Here is an 18072-nt window from a genome sequence, read left to right on the forward strand (position 1 = left end):
CGTGCTCCCTGAGGGAAAGCGCTCACTCCAATGCGCCCCCTGCGCCTCCGTCAGCAGCACCAATCGGCCAACCGCCCTGTCTCACAAGGGCTTTGGCGGGCATGCGAACAGGAGGAAGGAGGGCCGTCGCCATGACGACTCCCATCAGGCGCCTCCCCAGGCGCATCCCCGGCTGGGCGAAGGCCGTGAGCGCCGTCGTGCTGGTGCTCGCCGTACTGTTCGCCGGGATCGGACTGAGTGTGCTGCCGGGCCTCAAGGACCTGTTCGGCACGGAGACCCACGACCGCTCGGGCCCCGCGCTGCTCCAGTCCATCCAGGACATCAGCCGCTACGACGCCGCCTCCGGAAATTTCCAGGTCGTGGTGGACCTGGAGAAGGACGCCAAGTACCTGCCCGACGCGATCCGCGGCACCCGCACGCTGTACGTCGGGGCGGGCACCGTGGACGCCTATGTCGACCTCGGCAAGGTCGGCGAGGACGACGTGCGGGTCGACAAGGACCGTACGTCCGCCACGCTGCGACTGCCGCACGCGGCGCTCGGGGAGCCCGCACTGGACCCGGACCGCTCCTACGCCGTGTCCAAGCAGCGCGGACTGCTCGACCGGATCGGCGATCTGTTCTCGGACAACCCCAACAGCGAGCAGGCCGTGCAGAAGCTCGCCGCCCGGCACATCGGCGCCGCCGCGCGGGAGAGCGCCCTGACCGAGCGCGCCGAGGGCAACACCACGGACATGCTCAAGGGCCTGCTGCACTCGCTCGGCTTCGAGGAGGTGAGGGTCAGCTACGGGGCCGCCTGATGCGGCATCGTCGGCCGTTGGGCGGGGTAACCGCCTTACGACGAAGGGAAGTTGAAGACTGGAGGACCGTATGGCCCGCGCAGCCTCACGACCCCGTACGGCGGCTCGCAAGTCCGCGCCGCCGAAGAAGCCCGCGAAGGCGTCCCGGTCCGGCCGCCCGCTCCGGGTGCTGGCCCAGCTCCTGGCGATGGTGTGCGCGTTCGCTCTGCTGGTGGCGTTCGCGGTCGTCCTGGCGAGACTGACCTTGCAGCCCTCCCCCGCCTCGGAGGCCCTGACCCACACCAACCTGCGTCCGGGCCGGTCGCTGCGGGCCTATCTGGACCAGCCCGAGCTGCGGGACGCCGTCAAGCAGATCGGCGGGAACCTGCTGCTGGGCATCCCTTTCGGGGTGCTCGCGCCGGTCCTCGCCCCGGGGGCGCGCGGAGTGCTGCGGGTGCTGTTGCTGACGGCGACCGTGATGCTGCTGGTCGAGTGCGCGCAGGGCGCGCTGGTCACCGGCCGCGCCTTCGACATCGACGACGTCATCCTGAACACGACCGGAGCACTCATCGGATATCTGCTGCTGGGGCGACGCCTGGGGCGGGCGGTGCACACGAGTTAGCGTCAGCGCCGCCCCGCGACCCGGCGGTCGGCCGCGCTGTGGGCGAGCCACTGGGCGACCGCGGCGGAGATCGGTTGCCCGGTCTCCAGTTCGACGAAGCCGAACTGGCCGCCCTGGTTGCACTCCAGGAACCACCAGACGCCGTCCGCGTCCTCGGCGAAGTCGAAGGCGGCGTACGCCAGGGAGGCGAGGGCGACGTACTCGCGCACCGCGGCGGCGATGCGTCCGGGCACGGGGACCGGCTCCCAGGCGTGCCCGGTGTCGCCGTAGCGGCCGTCCACCTGGCCCGGGTCGGCCGCCTTCCGTGCGGCGAAGAGCTGTGCGCCGACGCAGGTGAGCCGGATGTCGGCGCGCTTGGGGACGTACCGCTGGAGCAGCGCGGGACCGGCCGCGACGGCGGAGAAGTCCGCGTCGGGGCCGATCAGCGTCGTGGGCAGGGCCACTCCGGGTTCTCCGGGCGGCGGCCCCGAGGCGGACTTCACCACCACGTCCTTGTGTTCCTCGGTGAACTCCCGCGCCAGCCGCGGCGAGGTCGTGAACACGGTCGGCGGTACGGCGAAGCCGCTGAGGTGGGCGACCCGCATCTGCCAGGGCTTCAGGCGTGCCCGCTCCGCGTCCCGCGGGTGGTTCATCCACCGCGCGGGAGCGGAGTAGAGCATGCCGTACAGCGCCTGCCGGGTCTCGGCGGTCAGCCACGGCGAGGCGTGGGCCGCGTGGGCCGCCGGCTCGCCAGGCCTGCGCATCCATACGGAGCGCAGGCCGCCCATGCTGAGCACGTGCCCGTTCACCGAGAGGTGGCCGGCGAAGTCGCCGTGCGCGTAGTCGGCGGACAGCACGGCCTTGCCGGGCAGATCAGCGGGGTCCAGGCGCATGACGGGGGTGCCCGTCGCGTGCAGCCTGGTCACCACCATGTCGGCGGTGACGTCCTCCTCGGACGTGAGGATCAGAACGGTCATGCGGGGACGGATCCTCAGTCGTCGAAGTGCGTCTGGGAACCCGCGGTGGACGTGGTGGTACCTGCCGCGAGAAGGAGTTCCCGGTCCATGACGGCCGGGCGGCCGTCGGGCAGCACGTTCAGCTGACGTGCCGGGTCGAAGCTGTACGGCGTCACCATGGTCGTAGGCCCGTTGGGACAGGCGTAGTTGAGGGTGAACGGTCGCACTCGAAAAACCTCCAAGGGTCGCGCATTACCTGCGTACAGTCCCTTACGCACGGATTGCGTAAGGAATTCATCACTTTCGGCTACATGGGAGTGAAGGTCGTCACATCGCCTGCATCATCTGCATCGAATATGCCGGGAGTTGACACCAGCCCCACACACCACCATCGGATGGCGGCCCTCAGGTGTCACAGGGTCACGAGAACGACCATGGCCGTCACACTCCGAAGCGGACGCTCAGCGCGCCACCATCACGAGAATGGCCGTGGAGCCGACCGTCACGATGAGGGTCCGCAGGACGACGGGGCTCAGTCGGCGCCCCAGGCGGGCTCCGACCGGGCCGCCGATGGCGGAACCCGTCGCGAGCAGGGCCACGGCCGTCCAGTCGAAGTCGGCGGCGGCGAGGAAGAACAGCGCGGCGACCGAGTTGACGACGGCGACGAGCACGTTCTTGACGGCGTTGAGGCGTTGCAGTTCGTCGTCGAGGGACAGGCCCATCAGGGCGACGTAGATGATGCCCTGGGCGGCGGAGAAGTAGCCGCCGTAGACGCTCGCCGTGGTCAGCCCGGCCAGCAGGAGCGGACCGCCGTCGGGGCGGGCGGGCCGGTCCTTGCGGGCCCGGCGGCGCTGCAACCGCCCGCGGATCAGCGGCTGGCCGGCGACCAGGACGAGCGCGACTCCCACCAGCACCGGGACGACCGTCTCGAACACCTCGGCCGGGAGTGCCAGCAGCAGCGAGGCGCCGACGAGCGCGCCGCACGCGGCACCGACGCTCCACAGGGCGACCCGGCGACCCCGGCCGCGCAGTTCCTCGCGGTACCCGAGGGCTCCGCCGATCGAGCCGGGGATCAGGCCGAGCGCGTTGGAGACGGTGGCGGTGACGGGCGGCAGACCGGTCGCGAGCAGGACCGGGAAGGAGATCAGGGTCCCTGAGCCGACGACGGCGTTGACGGCGCCGGCGGCGAGGCCCGCGGCCAGCACGGCGAGCATCTCCGCGAGGTGTGCGGGGTTCATGGCGGCGAGCATAGGAAGCCGACGCTTCGGCGGAGACCGAAGGGTGCCTGGAACTCGCCGGGACACCCCTTCAACTCCTGGTCCGTACCAAAGTATTGACGCCCCCTTAGATCACGCCTTAAATCAAGAGCCGACACCTTCACCCCCCACCTCGGTCGGCGCCCGCACCCCACGGGGAGCCGACGGAAGGGAGAGTCGTGCCCTCTTCCCGCAGACTCCGCACCTGGCTGCTGGCCGCGCTGTCGGCCGCCTTGGTCGCCTCCGCCGTGGGCCCCGCGCGGGCCGACGTCGAGGCGGACGCCGCGATCACCGCGGTGACGTTCTCGGACACCTTCGACGGGGCCGCCGGTTCGGCGGTCGACTCCTCGAAGTGGCAGATCGAGACCGGCGACAACGTCAACAACCACGAGCGGCAGTACTACACGGCGGGCAACCGCAACGCGGCCCTCGACGGCCAGGGCCATCTGGTCATCACGGCCCGGCGGGAGAATCCGGCCAACTACCAGTGCTGGTACGGGACCTGCCAGTACACCTCGGCCCGGCTGAACACCTCGGGGAAGTTCACCGCGCAGTACGGACACGTCGAGGCCCGGATGAAGGTCCCGCGCGGGCAGGGCATGTGGCCGGCGTTCTGGATGCTCGGCACACCGGTCAACTGGCCCGACTCGGGCGAGATCGACATCATGGAGAACGTCGGTTTCGAGCCGTCCACCGTGCACGGCACCCTCCACGGCCCCGGCTACTCGGGCTCGGGCGGCATCGGTGCCGGCTACACCCTCCCGAACGGCCAGGCCTTCGCGGACGCCTTCCACACCTTCGCCGTGGACTGGGCCCCGGACTCGATCACCTGGTCCGTCGACGGCAACGTCTACCAGCGGCGCACGCCCGCCGACCTCGGCGGCCGGCAGTGGGTCTTCAACAAGCCGTTCTTCCTGATCCTGAACCTCGCGGTCGGCGGCTACTGGCCCGGCGACCCGGACGGCTCCACCGTCTTCCCGCAGCAGCTGGTGGTGGACCACGTCTCGGTGACCACGGCCGACTCACCCACCGGGGGCGCCCCGATCAGGGGCCTGGCCGGAAAGTGCGTGGACGTCGCCGGGGCGAACCCGGCCAACGGCACTCCCGTGCAGCTCTACGACTGCAACGGCACCGCCGCCCAGCGCTGGACGGTCGGCTCGGACGGCACGATCCGTGCGCTCGGCAAGTGTCTGGACGTGACCGGAAACGGCACCGCCGACGGCTCGACCGTCCAGCTGTGGGACTGCACCGGCGGGCCCAACCAGCGCTGGACCGTCACCGCGGCGCGCGACATCGTCAATCCCCAGGCGGACAAGTGCCTGGACGTGACCGGCAACAACTCGGCCAACGGCACCCGCCTTCAGATCTGGTCCTGCACGGGCGGCGCCAACCAGAAGTGGACGGTCGGCTGATCCCCAGGACCTGCCCTAGTGACGGGTCCAGGTGAACTTGTCCCCGCCCACCCAGCGCACCACATCCGGATCGTCCAGATCATGGACGGTGATGCCAAACGCCGCGGCGGCGGACAGGACGTCGATGACGGCTGTCGCCTCACCGACCACAATGCCGTCGATCTCCACGATGCGGAACGGCCGCGGGCCCGGCTGGACCCCGAGCACCATGATCCGTGGATGGGAGATGTACGGGCTCGCACTTTCGGTCATGCAATGAGCGTAAAGCGGATCCGGCAATTCCGAACCCGGCAGGTCGCACACCCCGTTTCCGTGGGCAACCCTGGAGACCGGAGGTGGCGATGGATCCCGTGGAGGCACTGGAGCGGATCGCCTTCCTGCTGGAGCGGTCCCTGGCGCCGACCTACCGGGTACGGGCCTTTCGCACCGCCGCCCGGACGCTCGCGGCGCTCCCGGAGGCGGAGCTGCGCGAGCGGGCGGCGGCCGGGACGCTGGAGTCGCTCAAGGGGGTCGGCCCGAAGACGGCGCAGGTGGCGCGCGAGGCGCTGGCCGGACAGGTGCCGGACTATCTGGAGAAGCTCCAGGCCTCGGCACCGCCCGCGCCGGACCGCGGTGCCGGGCTGCGGGCGCTGCTGCGCGGGGACTGCCATCTGCACTCCGACTGGTCGGACGGCGGCAGCCCGATCGAGGAGATGGGGCGTACGGCGGCGGCGCTGGGCCACGAGTGGGCGGTGCTGACCGACCACTCGCCGCGGCTGACGGTGGCCCGGGGTCTGTCGGCGGAGCGGCTGCGCGAGCAGCTGGAGGTGGTGGCGGCGCTCAACGAGACCTGGGCGCCGTTCCGGCTGCTGACCGGGATCGAGTGCGACATCCTCGACGACGGCTCGCTCGACCAAGAGCCGGAGCTGCTGGAGCGGCTCGATGTAGTGGTCGTCTCCGTGCACTCCAAGCTGCGGATGGACGCCCGCGCCATGACCCGGCGCATGGTGGCCGCCGTACGCGATCCGCACTCGGACGTGCTGGGGCACTGCACCGGGCGGCTGATGGGCGAGCGGGGGCGGCCGGAGTCGCGGTTCGACGCGGAGGAGGTGTTCGCGGCGTGCGCTGAGACCGGTACGGCGGTGGAGATCAACAGCCGTCCCGAGCGGCTCGACCCGCCGCGCCGGCTGCTGCGCCGAGCGGTCGCGGCCGGGGTGCTGTTCTCCGTCGACACCGACGCGCACGCGCCCGGCCAGCTGGACTGGCAGGTCCTCGGCTGTGCGCGGGCGGAGGAGTGCGGGGTGCCGTCGGACCGGGTGGTGACGACCTGGACGCGTCAGGAGCTGCTGGCGTGGACCGGGGAGCGGCGGCTGCCGGGCCGGGTGAACGCGTCGTGACGCAGATCACGCCATAACGCGACAGAACGCGGAACACCGAGGGGTGGTTGCCCGTTGAACGAGGCGTGGGTACGGATGGGGACAGTGTCCCCGGGCCTCACCTTTTGCCCACAGGGACGATCGTTCGGCTGAAGCCCTGTGGAGCCTTTCGCCGAGAGGCGACCACCCATCCGTACCCGCCTTTGAGCCGCCCCGACCGTGATTCCCCCGTCGCGGTCGGGGCTTTCCTTCACCCCGTCGACTCATCCGGCGCCGGATGCTCGGGGTGGACGTTCGCGTCGCGTGGGGCGCCCTTGCGGGCCGCGCCCGCCTCGTCGGCGTCGGGAGCGTCCTCGGGCCCGGTGTCCAGCTCCTCCGGGTCGACGTCCCAGCGGTCCTCGCCCTCACCCGCCTGCTGGTCCGGCAGGTCCCTCGGGACAGGCTCGCCGTTCTCGCTGTGCACGGCGGTCTCCTTCCCTTTGCTCGCCGCAGGCCTCTCGCGAGTACCTCCGGCCGCCACCGCGAAACGTCACCGCGGCGTCCGGTCCTCCAGCGCCGCTCGCCACGCGGGCTGCGGCTCCTCGGGGACCGGCTCGGCCCGTCGGCCGCCGTGGGCGAAGAAGTCCGCGAGCGGGAGGATCGCCGCCCCGACGGTGACCGCGTCCGTCCCGAGCCCGCCCAGGTCGATCGTGACCCGCTCCGCGGGGTGCCGCAGCGCGTACGCGACCGCGTGCCGCCGTACTGCGGGCAGCAGGGCCGGGCCGAGCCTGAGCCCCGCCCATCCCCCGATCAGGATGCGCTCGGGCCGGAACAGATTGATCAGGTCGGACAGGCCCGCGCCGATGTATTCCGCCGTCTCCGCCAGCAGGCCCCGCGCCACCGCGTCGTCCTCGGCCGCGGCCACCAGCGCCGCCAGTGCGCTCTCCTGGTCGGCGTCCCGCGGCGGCTGTCCGCCCGCCTCCCGCCAGCGTTCGAGGAGGGCCTCGGCCCCGGCGTACGCCTCCAGGCACCCCGGCGCACCGCACCGGCAGCGGCGCCCCCCGACCCGCACCGTCAGATGCCCGGCCTCGACGGCTCGTCCCTCCTCCGCCTCCGGGGTGACGACGCAGGCGCCTACGCCGGAGCCGAACAGCACCACGATCGCGCTGCGGGCGCCGCGTCCCGCCCCGAACCACATCTCCGCCTGGCCGAGCGTGCGCGCGCCGTTGTCGATGAAGTACGGGACGGAGGCCGGCAGTTCGCAGCGTTCCCGGAGCAGGGACTCCAGCGCGACCGCGTCCCAGCCGACCGTCTGCCCGTGCACCACGGCCCCGCGTCCGGCGGCGTGCTCGACTATGCCGGGTACTCCGATGCCGACACCGAGCAGCAGGTCCGGGGCGAGGTCGGCGGCGGCCAGCACCTCGGCGACGGCGTCGCGGATGTGCTCCACGACGACCTCGACCTCGTACCCTTCGGGCCCCAGCGCCCGTTCCGCGCGGGCGAGTTCCGTCAGCGCGAGGTCGAACAGCTCGACGCGGACCCGGGTCTCGCCGACGTCCACGCCGATCATGTGGCCGCTGCCCGGCGCCACCCTGAGCAGGGTGCGCGGCCGGCCGCCGTCGGAGTCGACGTTGCCCGCCTCCTCCAGCACTCCGTCCGCGAGCAGGTCGGCGACGACATTGCTGATCGAGCCGGAGCTGAGCCCCGTGGCCGGGCCCAGTTCGAAGCGGCTGAGCGGGCCGTCGAAGTAGAGGCGTTGCAGGACGGCCGCGCGGTTGGCCCGCCTCAGATCGCGTACCGTGCGCCGGTTCCGCCCCACCATCTGTTCCCCCTATCGACACGCCGCCCGACCTGGAACATACCGGCTCAGCGGCTGAGCTCGGCGATCTCGTCCAGGGCGGCGACCAGCTCCGGCCCGACCGCTTCCCGTGTCCACCTGAGGCGCCCCTCGTCGACGGCGCGCGGCACGGTCTCGGTGAGCATGATCAGGTAGAGGTAGGCACGGTACAGGGCGAGCCGGAGCCGGGTGGGCCGGTCGAACTCGACCCGTCCGCCCGCCTCCCGGTAACCGGCGAGGAAGGCCGTGTCCTTCTCGATGTCGCCGAGCAGCGCCAGGGAGACGAAGTCGGCGACGGGATCGCCCCAGAACATGCGCTCGCCGTCGATGAGCCCGCCGATGCGGGGCACGCCCGTGGAGCGGTCGACCAGGATGTTGCCCGGCCACAGGTCGAAGTGGACCGCGCACGGGACGGTGACCTCGTCGAGCGCGGGAGCGGCCGCCCAGAGTGTGCGGGCCGTGTCGTCGACGGGGCGGGGCAGCCACGGCCGGTAGCGGCGGGCGTCGTCGAGGACGGCGTCGAGGAGTCCCGTGAAAGCGGTCCGCCAGTCGGCGGCGAGCGGTCCGAGGGCGCCCGAGGGATAGCCGTAGCCCGGCCCCCTCACGGTGTGCAGCCGGGCCACCTGACGGCCCAGCTCGGCACGCAGCTCCTGCTCTTCGGCCTCCGTGAGCGAGTCGTCCCACGCCTCGCCGGGGCAGGCCGTCATCAGCAGCTCCCGCGCGGTGGCGGCCACCACCCGGGGCGCGGCGACCCCGACGCCGGCCGCCGCCCGGTAGAACTCGGCCTCGGCGACGAGCAGTTCCCGCTCGTGCCGCAGCCCCGGTACGTCCTCGGCGGGCGGCACCTTCAGCACGTACCGGCTGCCGTCGGCGAGGAGGAGTTCCTCCACGGTGTTGTAGGTGCCACCGGTCAGCGCGCGCACGCTCGCCAGATCGCCGGGCGGCAGACCCGCCACGTCCAGGATCCGCCGGGCCCGTCCCCAGGAGTCCACCACCGCACCCCGCCCTTCCCTCCGAAATCCATTAGCCCCTCAAGGAACATCCCGCCTACCATTAGCCGGAAACCTAGGAACCCTAGTTTCCATGATGTCGACAGCACGCACCCCCAGGAGGTCCCCCCATGAGAGCACTCACCGAGCCGGAAATCCGCGACTCCTTCGTCAACTGCTCCAAGGGCGAGGCCAAGCGGCTGCACGTGCCCCGCGATCTCGACCAACTCCCCTGGGACGACCTGGACTTCCTGGGCTGGCGAGATCCGGGGGCGCCAGACCGCAGTGCTCTGGTCACCGAGCGGGACGGGCGGCCGGTCGGGATCACCCTCCGGTTCCCGTCCTCGCAGCGCGGCTTTCTGCACCGCAGCATGTGCTCGCTGTGCCTGACGACCCACCGGGGCGGCGGGGTCTCCCTGATGACCGCGCGCAAGGCGGGCCCGGCGGGCCGCGAGGGCAATTCGGTCGGCCTGTACATGTGCACCGACCTCGCCTGTTCTCTGTATGTCCGGGGCAAGAGGGTGCCGGACTCGGGCGCCCGCATGGAGGAGAGCCTCACGGTGCAGGAGCAGATCGCGCGGACGGAGGGCAATCTGCGGGCCTTCGTGGACAAGCTGTACGCCTGAGCGCTCGGGGGGCCCGCCAGGAGGACGGGCGCCGTCGGGCCGAGGATGATGGAACAGGGTCGGGGCGCTCTCCCACCGCTTGCCAGGTGGCGCCCTCCCGCCTCTTGCCAGGTGACCCGCCATTCGATCAGTCTTGGCTTCCTTGCGGACAAGTACGGTCCGCAAGAGAGGGGAACAGCCCAGGAATGCGAGACGTACGGCGCTGGCGGGTTGACCGGGAGCGGCTGACGAGGCTGCGCCGGGACCCCGTGGTCGTCCAGACCCTGCGGTCGACCGCCGCGGCGACGGTCGCCTACATCATCGCGCTGCAACTGAGCCCCGAGCAGGCCCCGCTCACCGCTCCCCTGACCGCGCTGCTGGTCGTCCAGGTCACCCTCTACGCGACGCTCACCAATGGCGTGCGCCGGGTGAACTCCGTGGTGGCCGGGGTCCTCGTCGCCATCGCCTTCAGTCTGCTGGTGGGGCTGACCTGGTGGAGCCTGGCGCTGGTGATCCTGGCCTCGCTGGCCGTGGGCCATCTGGTCCGGGTGGACGAGTACGTCCCCGAGGTGGCGATCAGCGCCATGCTGGTGCTCGGGGTGACGACCGTCGGGGACACCGCGTGGGCGCGGGTGCTGGAGACGCTGATCGGCGCGATCGTCGGGCTCGGCTGCAATCTGCTGCTCGCGCCACCGGTGTGGGTGGGCGAGGCGGGCGAGTCCATCGAGGGACTGGCCCGCCGGGTGCGGCAGTTGATGCTGAGCATGGGCGAGGAGGCGGCGGGCCGTACGCCGGTGGAGCGGGCGGCCGCCCGGCTGCACGAGGCGCGCCGGCTCGACCACGACATCGTCGAGGTGGACGCGGCGCTGCGGCAGGCCGAGGACAGTCTGCGGCTCAATCCACGGGTGCGTGAGGGCCTGCTGCACCGGGTGGTGCTGCGGACCGGCCTGGACACACTGGAGATCTGCACGGTCGTCCTGCGGGTGATCGCCCGTACCCTCACCGACCTGGCCAAGGAACGCGACCCCGAGCCGTTGTTCGCACCGCAGATCGGTGCCGCGGTGGAACAGCTGCTGTCCGAGATCGCCGACGCGCTGGTGAGCTTCGCGGTGCTGGTCACCTCCCAGGTCAGCGAAAACGCCGAGTCCGCGGAGGAGCGGCTCACCCACGAGCTGCGCCAGGCCGCCGCGACCCGGGACAAGCTCGCCCAGCTGCTGCTGGAGGAGGTCCAGCGCGACGCCCGCCAGTGGCAGCTGCACGGCGCGGTGCTGACCGAGGTCAACCGCATCCTCGACGAGCTGGACACCGAGCACCGCTCGCGCCGGCTGCTGGAGGAGCTGGACCGGGTCTCCAGCGAGCAGCGTGAGCGGATGCCGCGGCTGACCCGGTTCAGGGAGAGCGTGCGGACGGGCCGGAACCGACTCGCCGCTGCCCGTCGCTCCAAGTGACGCGGTCGGCCGAGGGGACGTCCTCGGTTGCACCGGCCGGGTGATCCACGCGAGGGTGGCTGTCGCGAGGGCAGCGGACGAGCTGAGGGTGTGGACATGGGCAGTGGTGGCGTGAGCAGGCGCCGGTTCGTCGGCGCGCTCGCGGGAACCGCGGCCGCGGTGGCGCTCCCTGGCTGCGAGGAGAAGCCGGCACCGGCCGAGAAGCCGGCACAGCCCGAGCGGTCATCGGCACCCGAGGCCACACCGGGCGTCTCCCGCGAGGCCGCCCCGGGTCCGCGCGCGCTGTACCTCGGCACGTACACCTCGGCGGACGGCGGCGGCCGGGGCATCGGTGTCGCCTCGTACGACGTAGGGACGGGCCGGATCACCGGCGCGGGCACGATCGAGGACGTCGCCGACCCGTCGTATCTCGCGGTCCACCCGGACGGGAACACGCTGTACGCGGTGAACGAGCGCGAGGACGGTGCCGTGACCGCGGTCCGGCTGTCCGACCGCAAGGTCCTGGGCAGCCGGGGCAGCGGCGGGTCGGCGCCGTGTCATCTGTCGGTACATCCGGGTGGCCGCTGGCTGTTCAGCGCGAACTACGGCACCGGCAGTGTGGCCGTACACCCGATCGAGCCCTCCGGCGCGCTCGGCGAGCGCACCGACCTGGTCACGCACTCCCGTCCGGCACCGGGCCCGGGCCAGGACGGCCCGCACGCCCACCAGATCCTCACCAGCCCCGACGGCGGCCATGTCCTCGCCGTCGACCTCGGCACGGACACGGTGTACACCTACCGCCTCGACGGGGCGAGGGGCACGCTCGCCGAGCTCTCCCGCGCGCGGACCCGCCCGGGCGCGGGGCCCCGCCATCTGACGTTCCATCCCGGCGGGCGGTACGCCTATCTCGCCAACGAGGTCGACAACACCGTCGCGGTCTGCGCCTACTCCCCCGGCAGCGGCCGTGTCACCGTCGGCGCCGCGCAGTCCACGGGCACCGGGTCGGGCACCAGCTACCCGGCGCAGCTGGCCGTAACACCGAACGGCCGGTACGCCTTTCTCGCCAACCGGGGCCACAACAGCCTCTCCCGGTACGCGGTGGAGGCGGACGGGGCCCGGCTCAGGCTGCTCGGCACGGTCCCGGTGGGCGGTGACTTCCCGCGCCAGATCGCCCTCTCCCCGGACGGCGGGCTGCTCTTCGCGGCGAACCAGCGGTCGAGCACCGTGAGCGTCTTCCACGTCGACGCGGACAGCGGTGAACTGCGGCTCGCGGGCGAGCCGTTCGCATCACCCGTCGCCGTCTGCGCGCTGCCGCTGTAGGGGCCGGGGCCGCGGGCACGAGGCCGCGCTCGCCTGCCCGAGCAGCACATGCATGCGCTCGGTGAGCTGCGCGACGTCGTCGGCCGGGCGGTGGAAAGGCAGTCGTACGTCGCCGTGGGCGCGGGCGCGTTCGATGCGCAGGGTCAGTCCGTGCCGGTCGACGGCGAGCGGCTGGACGCGGACGGCGCCGTGCAGGCTGTCGGGCTCGACGAGCCGGGTGAGCCGTTCGACCGCGTCCGGATGGCAGTCGGCGAGATGGGTGAGCAGCCGGGCCTCGGCCGTGACCAGCGGGTCGGGCCGGGCGGCGGCGAACTCGTCGAGGTCGACGACGACGGCACCGCTGGGCCTGCGCAGCACTACACGCGTGGCCTGGAAGGCGAGCTGACCCTCCTGCGCGGCGAACCAGCCGGCGAGCCAGAGCCGGGCCCGGATACGGTTGCGTACGGGGACGGGCGCGACGTCGGCGAACTCCAGCACGGCGGACGGCTCTCCGCGCGGCGCGCAGATCGCGGCGGTGACCAGGGCGCTGTCCTCGGGCACCTGGAGCAGCACCCGGCCGTCGTCGGTCACGGAGTGCGTGCCGACGAACTCCTCCCGGCCGCCCTCCGCGGTCACCGCGCAGGACCATGCAGTGGCGAGCATCGACCGGGCCTGTTCCGCCGCGGCAGGTGTGGCCGTCCAGCTCTGGCTGTCACCCATTTCCCGAACCTCCTTAGGTAAGCCTTGCCTAACCTATCGAAGATCGAGGCGCACGCCAACCACGCCACGCGATCGTGCGCGGAGTCACGGGACGACTCGAGCGACGCTCAGGGTGCGATGACGCCCAACAAGGCACGCGCACACAGGTCCCGCACCTGGTCCCGGGTCAGCTCCGCCGAGCCTCTCAGCCACTCCAGGCAGACGGCCGTGGTGAACGCCAGCCACCCCCGCACGGCGAGCGGGACATCGGGTCGCGCCCGACAGACCGGGCCGAACTCCGGGTCCTCGGCCATCGCCGCGAGAATCTGCCTCTCCTGGGCGGCGATGGCCCGCCGGTAGACCTTGCGTACGGCCCGGTCGCCGGAGGCTTCGGCGCGATGGAAGGCGCGGAAGCCGTGGGCGTGCTCCTCGACGTAGGCCAGGTAGGTGTCGAGGTTGGCGGTGAGCTGTTCGCGCACCGGGACGCCGGGGACCGCGGCCGTCATCCGCAGCATGCGCGCGCTCTCGCGGTCCACCACGGCGGCGAAGAAGTCCCGCTTGGTCGGGAAGTAGTGGTAGAGCAGCCCGCGCGAGACACCGGCGATCTCGGCCACCTGCTCGATCCACACCTCGTCGTACGGACTCTCCGAGAAGAGTCGCGCCCCGACGGCCAGAAGCTGCTCCCTGCGCTCCTCGGTACTGAGCCGACGCCGGGTCCGCTCACCCTGGTTGGCACTCATGTCCGCACCTTACTTGACGTCGGTTCAACAACCGGACCAGACTGAGGCCGCGCTATTGAACTGACGTACAACACGCGTCGCTGCCTTCTCAAGGTGCCGCAGGATCAAGGGAGATCGCGTCATGGCGGAGACGACGAACGGGTCCGCGCTGTCGTCCGAGCCGCCGTCCGCGCTGCCCAAGGGGTTCCGCAGTGCCGAGCAGGGCTGGCCCGAGCTGCACCGCATACCGCACCCGCCCCGCCGGCTCCCGCTGCTCGGCGATGTGCTGGGCGCGAGCAGGACCAAACCGCTCCAGGACTCCGTACGCCACGCCCGCCGACTGGGCCCGATCTTCCGGCGCAAGGCGTTCAACAAGGAGTTCGTGTTCGTCTGGGGCGGGGCGCTCAGCGCCGATCTCGCGGACGAGACACGGTTCGCCAAGCATGTCGGCCTCGGGATCGCCAATCTGCGGCCGGTCGTGGGGGACGCGCTGTTCACGGCGTACAACCACGAGCCCAACTGGCAGCTCGCGCACGACGTCCTGGCGCCCGGGTTCAGCCGGGAGGCCATGGAGGGCTACCACGGCATGATGCTGGACGTGGCCGGACGGCTGACGGACCACTGGGACCGGGCGGCCATGGCCGGGCGGACGGTGGACGTGCCCGGCGACATGACCAAGCTGACCCTGGAGACCATCGCGCGCACCGGGTTCGGACACGACTTCGGCTCCTTCGAGCGGTCCCGGCCGCATCCCTTCGTGACGGCGATGGTGGGCACGCTGGCCCACGCCCAGCGGCTGAACACGGTCCCCGCGGCGTTCCTGCTGCGCGCGTCCGCGCGGCGCAACGAGGCGGACATCGCCTACCTCAACCGCACGGTCGACGACCTGGTCCGGGAGCGCCGCCGAGGTTCTGGCGGAACAGGCGACCTGCTGGACCGGATGCTGCAAACGGCCCACCCGGAGACCGGGGAGCGACTGTCGCCCGAGAACGTCCGCCGCCAGGTCATCACCTTCCTGGTGGCGGGGCACGAGACGACGTCCGGCGCGCTGTCCTTCGCCCTGTACTACCTCGCCCGGCACCCGGACGTCGCCGCCCGCGCCCGGGCCGAGGTGGACCGCGTATGGGGCGACGCGGAACTGCCCGCCTACGACCAGGTGGCCAAGCTGCGCTACGTACGCCGGGTCCTGGACGAATCGCTCCGCCTGTGGCCGACCGCGCCCGCCTTCGCCCGGGAGGCTCGCGAGGACACGGTGCTGGCCGGGGAGCACCCGATGCGGCGGGGCGCCTGGGCCCTGGTGCTCACTCCGATGCTCCACCGCGACCCCGAGGTCTGGGGCGCGGACGCCGAGCGGTTCGACCCCGACCGTTTCGACCCGAAGGCGGTACGGTCCCGTCCCCCGCACACCTTCAAGCCTTTCGGCACCGGGGCGCGCGCCTGCATCGGCCGCCAATTCGCCCTGCACGAGGCCACCTTGATCCTCGGTCTCCTCCTACGCCGCTACGCCCTCCGCCCGGACCCGGACTACCGCCTGCGGGTGACGGAACGCCTGACCCTGATGCCGGACGGCCTGCGCCTGGGCGTGGACCGCCGCACCGAAGCGATCAGCGACGACCTCCGAGCGGCCGCCGCCCCGTCCTGATCAGGCGGACGCCCAATGGGCCGGCCGCGTCAGTGACCCCGGCAGCTTGGTGCCCGCGTTGCCCCTGGCCGCGTTCAGCTGGGGCTGGGTGACGAAGAGAGCGTCGGTCAGGTCGGCGTCGGTCAGATCGGTGTCGCGAAGGTCCGCGCCGAGGAGATCGGCGCCCCGCAGATCCGCGCCGGTCAGGTCGGCGGCGATGAGGTAGGCACCGCGAAGACTGACGCCCCGCAGGTCGGCGCCCTTCAGCCGGGCGCCCATGAGGTCGGCGCCCCGCCGGTCCTTCCTACGTCCGCGCAGGCCCGCCCGCGTCAGCTCACTGGCCCGCAGCAGCAACTCCCCCACCTCCTGGCGGTGCGCCCCCACCTCCAGCCGGGCCAGCTCCTCGGCAGTGCCCCCGGCCAACTCCTCGGTCCGGTCGAGCAGCCGCCGCAGATCGGCGTGGACGGGCCGGGCGGCGGGCAGCGTCAGGGCCTCGGTGAGATACCAGAGCAGCTCATGCAGCTGGCGCACGACCGGGAACACGTCGAACATCCGCCGCGCTTCCTGCGCGGGCCCGGCCCGCCAGTCCCGCCCACCAAACGTGACCTGCGAGACCCGCTGCCCGGCGCCGAAGCAGTCGTAGACCGTGCAGCCGGTGAACCCCTCCTGCCGCAGCCGCGCGTGAATACCGCAGCGGTGGTCGTCCTGGAGATTGCGACAGGGCGTCCCGGCCCGCTTGTCGACCGGGAAATCCGCGGACGCTGCAAAGGGCAGGGCGACACAGCACAACCCGAAACAGTTCGCGCAGTCACCGCGCAGGCCGGCCGGCTCGAGGGAGAGATCTCGCATACCGACCAGCCTACGGGCGCCCGCGCCTCCTCATCCGTCCAGGTCAGGCAGGTCCAGTCGGGCCAGCCTCGCGGGGTCGGCCAGGATGTACATGGCGGTGATACGGCCGTCGGCGATGGTGAGGCCGGTGATGGACATCAGGTTGCCGTCGGGGGCGTTGAGCATGCCCAGCTCGCCGTTGATCAGCGCGAAGCGCGCGTACTGCGCGAACTCGCGGAACAGCATGGCCTGTTCGGCCACCGCTCGCGCCCCGCGCACCAGCTTCGACGCCGCCGCGCCGCCGACCAGCGGGCCGGAGTCGGCCCGTAGCACGATCTCGGGGTCGAGGAGTTCCAGCAGGGCGTCGAAGTCGCCGGCCCGGCAGGCCGCCATGAACGCGTCGAGGACCTTGCGCTGCCGTCCGAGGTCGGGCTCGGTGGACGGGGTGGCGCCCTTGACCCGGCGCCGGGCCCGGCTGGCGAGTTGACGGGTGGCGGCAGGGCTGCGCTCCACGATCCGCGCGATGTCGTCGAAGGGCACGGCGAACATGTCGTGCAGGACGAACGCCAGCCGCTCGGCGGGCTCCAGGGTCTCCAGCACCACCAGCAGGGCGAGCCCGACCTCGTCGGCCCGGAGCACCTCCTGTTCCGGGTCGACCCGCGACAGCGGCCGGATCACGGGGTCGGGGACGAAGGTGTCGTCGAGGGGGTCCTCGCGGCGTGTGGTGCGCGAGCGCAGCAGGTCCAGGCAGATCCGGCCCACCACCGTGGTCAGCCAGCCGCCGAGGTTGCGGATCTCCTCGGCGTCGCTGCGGCTCAGCCTCAGCCAGGTCTCCTGCACCGCGTCCTCCGCCTCGGCGAGCGAGCCGAGCATGCGGTAGGCGACCGCGTTCAGACGATCGCGGTGCTCCTCGAACTGCGCGGCCAGTATCGGTCCCGCGCCCGTCACCGCCCGAACACCTCGAACGCCACCGCGGGCCGCCCTCCGAACCGCTCCCCGGTCGCCGTGGTGGTTCGGGTCAGGAAGTCGCGCGCGTACGTCTCCGGGGCCTCCTCCGTCAACGCCTCGATGTAGGTGCGGTGTTCGAGCAGTGAGCGCACCGCGCGGTCCAGACCGGCCGTGGCGTCCACGGCGTGCGTGGGACGGCTCGATCCGGCGATGGCGACCCAGCGGACGCCGTTCCAGGACTCAAGGCCCTGCTCGGTCAGCTCGGGGAAGATCCACCGGTTCCCGGCGTCGGCGGCCGCGTCCAGGGTGGCGCGTCCCACGGCCACATGGTCGGGGGTGTTCCAGGCGACCCCGCCCCAGGTGTCCCGGTGGTTGAGGGTGATGACCAGCTCGGGCCGGTGCCGCCGGATCGCCGCCGCGATGTCCCGGCGCAGGGCGGTGCCGTACTCGATCACACCGTCCTTGTGATCGAGGAACTCCACGACCGACACCCCGACCACCGCGGCGCTGGCCCGCTGTTCCCGCTCCCGCAGCGCGGCGCACCGCTCGGGGTCCAGGGTGTCGATGCCGGCCTCGCCCCGAGTGGCCAGGACATAGGCGATCTCCCGGCCCTGGTCGGTCCACGCGGCGACGGCCGCCGAGCAGCCGTACTCCAGATCGTCCGGGTGGGCCACCACGGCGAGGGCGCGTCGCCAGTCCTCGGGCATGGGTCGCAGCTGCGTGATCAACGGATCGGTCATGTCGGCAGATTAGCCGCGGCCACGT

The 18072-nt window shown here is 72.1% G+C and carries 20 protein-coding genes; 8 read left to right on the forward strand and 12 right to left on the reverse strand.

From position 1 onward, the window contains the following. Positions 1-131 precede the first annotated feature (131 nt). Together BN159_RS05250 and BN159_RS05255 are read left to right on the forward strand one after the other, a co-directional pair. Positions 132-797: a DUF4230 domain-containing protein gene (locus BN159_RS05250; RefSeq protein ID WP_015655874.1), complete on the forward strand. Its 666-nt coding sequence runs from the start codon at positions 132-134 to the stop codon at positions 795-797. Positions 798-867: 70 nt separating this feature from the next. Continuing rightward, a complete protein-coding gene (locus BN159_RS05255) occupies positions 868-1398 on the forward strand; it encodes a VanZ family protein (protein ID WP_015655875.1) in 531 nt (176 codons plus the stop codon). A gap of 2 nt (positions 1399-1400) precedes the next feature. Here the strand turns inward: BN159_RS05255 and tgmB are convergent, their stop codons facing one another. The 3 genes from tgmB to BN159_RS05270 form a co-directional block, all read right to left on the reverse strand. Next, positions 1401-2354 (reverse strand): ATP-grasp ribosomal peptide maturase, encoded by a 954-nt coding sequence (tgmB, locus tag BN159_RS05260; protein ID WP_015655876.1) that lies wholly within the window; start codon positions 2352-2354, stop codon positions 1401-1403. A 14-nt stretch (positions 2355-2368) separates the two neighbouring features. Then, positions 2369-2560, reverse strand: coding sequence for a putative ATP-grasp-modified RiPP (gene tgmA, locus BN159_RS05265; RefSeq protein ID WP_015655877.1), 192 nt, complete (start codon positions 2558-2560; stop codon positions 2369-2371). 234 nt (positions 2561-2794) lie between these two features. After that, positions 2795-3571 (reverse strand): sulfite exporter TauE/SafE family protein, encoded by a 777-nt coding sequence (locus BN159_RS05270; protein WP_041820839.1) that lies wholly within the window; start codon positions 3569-3571, stop codon positions 2795-2797. 197 nt (positions 3572-3768) lie between these two features. Here BN159_RS05270 and BN159_RS05275 point away from each other — a divergent pair, with 197 nt between their 5' ends. Beyond that, positions 3769-5001: a lectin gene (locus BN159_RS05275; protein ID WP_015655879.1), complete on the forward strand. Its 1233-nt coding sequence runs from the start codon at positions 3769-3771 to the stop codon at positions 4999-5001. A 15-nt stretch (positions 5002-5016) separates the two neighbouring features. Here the strand turns inward: BN159_RS05275 and BN159_RS05280 are convergent, their stop codons facing one another. Then, positions 5017-5253 (reverse strand): hypothetical protein, encoded by a 237-nt coding sequence (locus tag BN159_RS05280; RefSeq protein WP_015655880.1) that lies wholly within the window; start codon positions 5251-5253, stop codon positions 5017-5019. 89 nt (positions 5254-5342) lie between these two features. Between BN159_RS05280 and BN159_RS05285 the strand changes: the two genes are divergently transcribed. Beyond that, positions 5343-6377 (forward strand): PHP domain-containing protein, encoded by a 1035-nt coding sequence (locus tag BN159_RS05285; protein WP_015655881.1) that lies wholly within the window; start codon positions 5343-5345, stop codon positions 6375-6377. A 229-nt stretch (positions 6378-6606) separates the two neighbouring features. Here the strand turns inward: BN159_RS05285 and BN159_RS05290 are convergent, their stop codons facing one another. The 3 genes from BN159_RS05290 to BN159_RS05300 all read right to left on the reverse strand — a co-directional run bounded on the left by BN159_RS05290 (position 6607) and on the right by BN159_RS05300 (position 9167). After that, positions 6607-6819: a hypothetical protein gene (locus BN159_RS05290; protein WP_015655882.1), complete on the reverse strand. Its 213-nt coding sequence runs from the start codon at positions 6817-6819 to the stop codon at positions 6607-6609. Between the two features lie 66 nt (positions 6820-6885). After that, entirely contained in the window at positions 6886-8157 is a 1272-nt protein-coding gene (locus BN159_RS05295) for an ROK family protein (RefSeq protein ID WP_015655883.1), read from the reverse strand. Between the two features lie 44 nt (positions 8158-8201). Continuing rightward, positions 8202-9167, reverse strand: a complete 966-nt coding sequence (locus tag BN159_RS05300) for a phosphotransferase family protein (RefSeq protein WP_015655884.1) — start codon at positions 9165-9167, stop codon at positions 8202-8204. Positions 9168-9292: 125 nt separating this feature from the next. Between BN159_RS05300 and BN159_RS05305 the strand changes: the two genes are divergently transcribed. The 3 genes from BN159_RS05305 (at position 9293) to BN159_RS05315 (ending at position 12513) form a co-directional block, all read left to right on the forward strand. After that, positions 9293-9787, forward strand: a complete 495-nt coding sequence (locus tag BN159_RS05305; RefSeq protein ID WP_015655885.1) for an FBP domain-containing protein — start codon at positions 9293-9295, stop codon at positions 9785-9787. 185 nt (positions 9788-9972) lie between these two features. After that, a complete protein-coding gene (locus BN159_RS05310) occupies positions 9973-11214 on the forward strand; it encodes an FUSC family protein (RefSeq protein WP_015655886.1) in 1242 nt (413 codons plus the stop codon). A gap of 96 nt (positions 11215-11310) precedes the next feature. Then, positions 11311-12513 carry a lactonase family protein gene (locus BN159_RS05315; protein WP_015655887.1) on the forward strand — a complete coding sequence of 401 codons (1203 nt, stop codon included), beginning with the start codon at positions 11311-11313 and terminating at the stop codon, positions 12511-12513. Here the strand turns inward: BN159_RS05315 and BN159_RS05320 are convergent. Both BN159_RS05320 and BN159_RS05325 read right to left on the reverse strand, forming a co-directional pair. Further along, positions 12481-13212 (reverse strand): DUF2470 domain-containing protein, encoded by a 732-nt coding sequence (locus BN159_RS05320; protein WP_015655888.1) that lies wholly within the window; start codon positions 13210-13212, stop codon positions 12481-12483. The two genes, BN159_RS05315 and BN159_RS05320, sit on opposite strands and share 33 nt — an antisense overlap. A 107-nt stretch (positions 13213-13319) precedes the next feature. Further along, positions 13320-13931 carry a TetR/AcrR family transcriptional regulator gene (locus BN159_RS05325; RefSeq protein WP_015655889.1) on the reverse strand — a complete coding sequence of 204 codons (612 nt, stop codon included), beginning with the start codon at positions 13929-13931 and terminating at the stop codon, positions 13320-13322. A 121-nt stretch (positions 13932-14052) separates the two neighbouring features. On the opposite strand from BN159_RS05325, the gene BN159_RS05330 reads away from it, so the two are divergent. Beyond that, positions 14053-15552, forward strand: coding sequence for a cytochrome P450 (locus BN159_RS05330; RefSeq protein WP_015655890.1), 1500 nt, complete (start codon positions 14053-14055; stop codon positions 15550-15552). On the opposite strand, the gene BN159_RS05335 is transcribed toward BN159_RS05330, so the two are convergent. Genes BN159_RS05335 through BN159_RS05345 form a run of 3 tightly spaced genes read right to left on the reverse strand, consistent with a single transcriptional unit; the run spans position 15553 to position 18047 of the window. Then, on the reverse strand, positions 15553-16380 hold the full coding sequence (locus BN159_RS05335) for a pentapeptide repeat-containing protein (protein ID WP_015655891.1): 828 nt from the start codon (positions 16378-16380) through the stop codon (positions 15553-15555). A 30-nt stretch (positions 16381-16410) separates the two neighbouring features. Beyond that, positions 16411-17307 carry an RNA polymerase sigma factor SigJ gene (gene sigJ, locus BN159_RS05340; RefSeq protein ID WP_015655892.1) on the reverse strand — a complete coding sequence of 299 codons (897 nt, stop codon included), beginning with the start codon at positions 17305-17307 and terminating at the stop codon, positions 16411-16413. Beyond that, entirely contained in the window at positions 17304-18047 is a 744-nt protein-coding gene (locus BN159_RS05345; protein ID WP_015655893.1) for a PIG-L deacetylase family protein, read from the reverse strand. Before BN159_RS05345 ends, sigJ begins: the two co-directional genes overlap by 4 nt. Between the last annotated feature and the right edge of the window lie 25 nt (positions 18048-18072).

Source organism: Streptomyces davaonensis JCM 4913 (assembly GCF_000349325.1).
GTDB lineage: Bacteria > Actinomycetota > Actinomycetes > Streptomycetales > Streptomycetaceae > Streptomyces > Streptomyces davaonensis.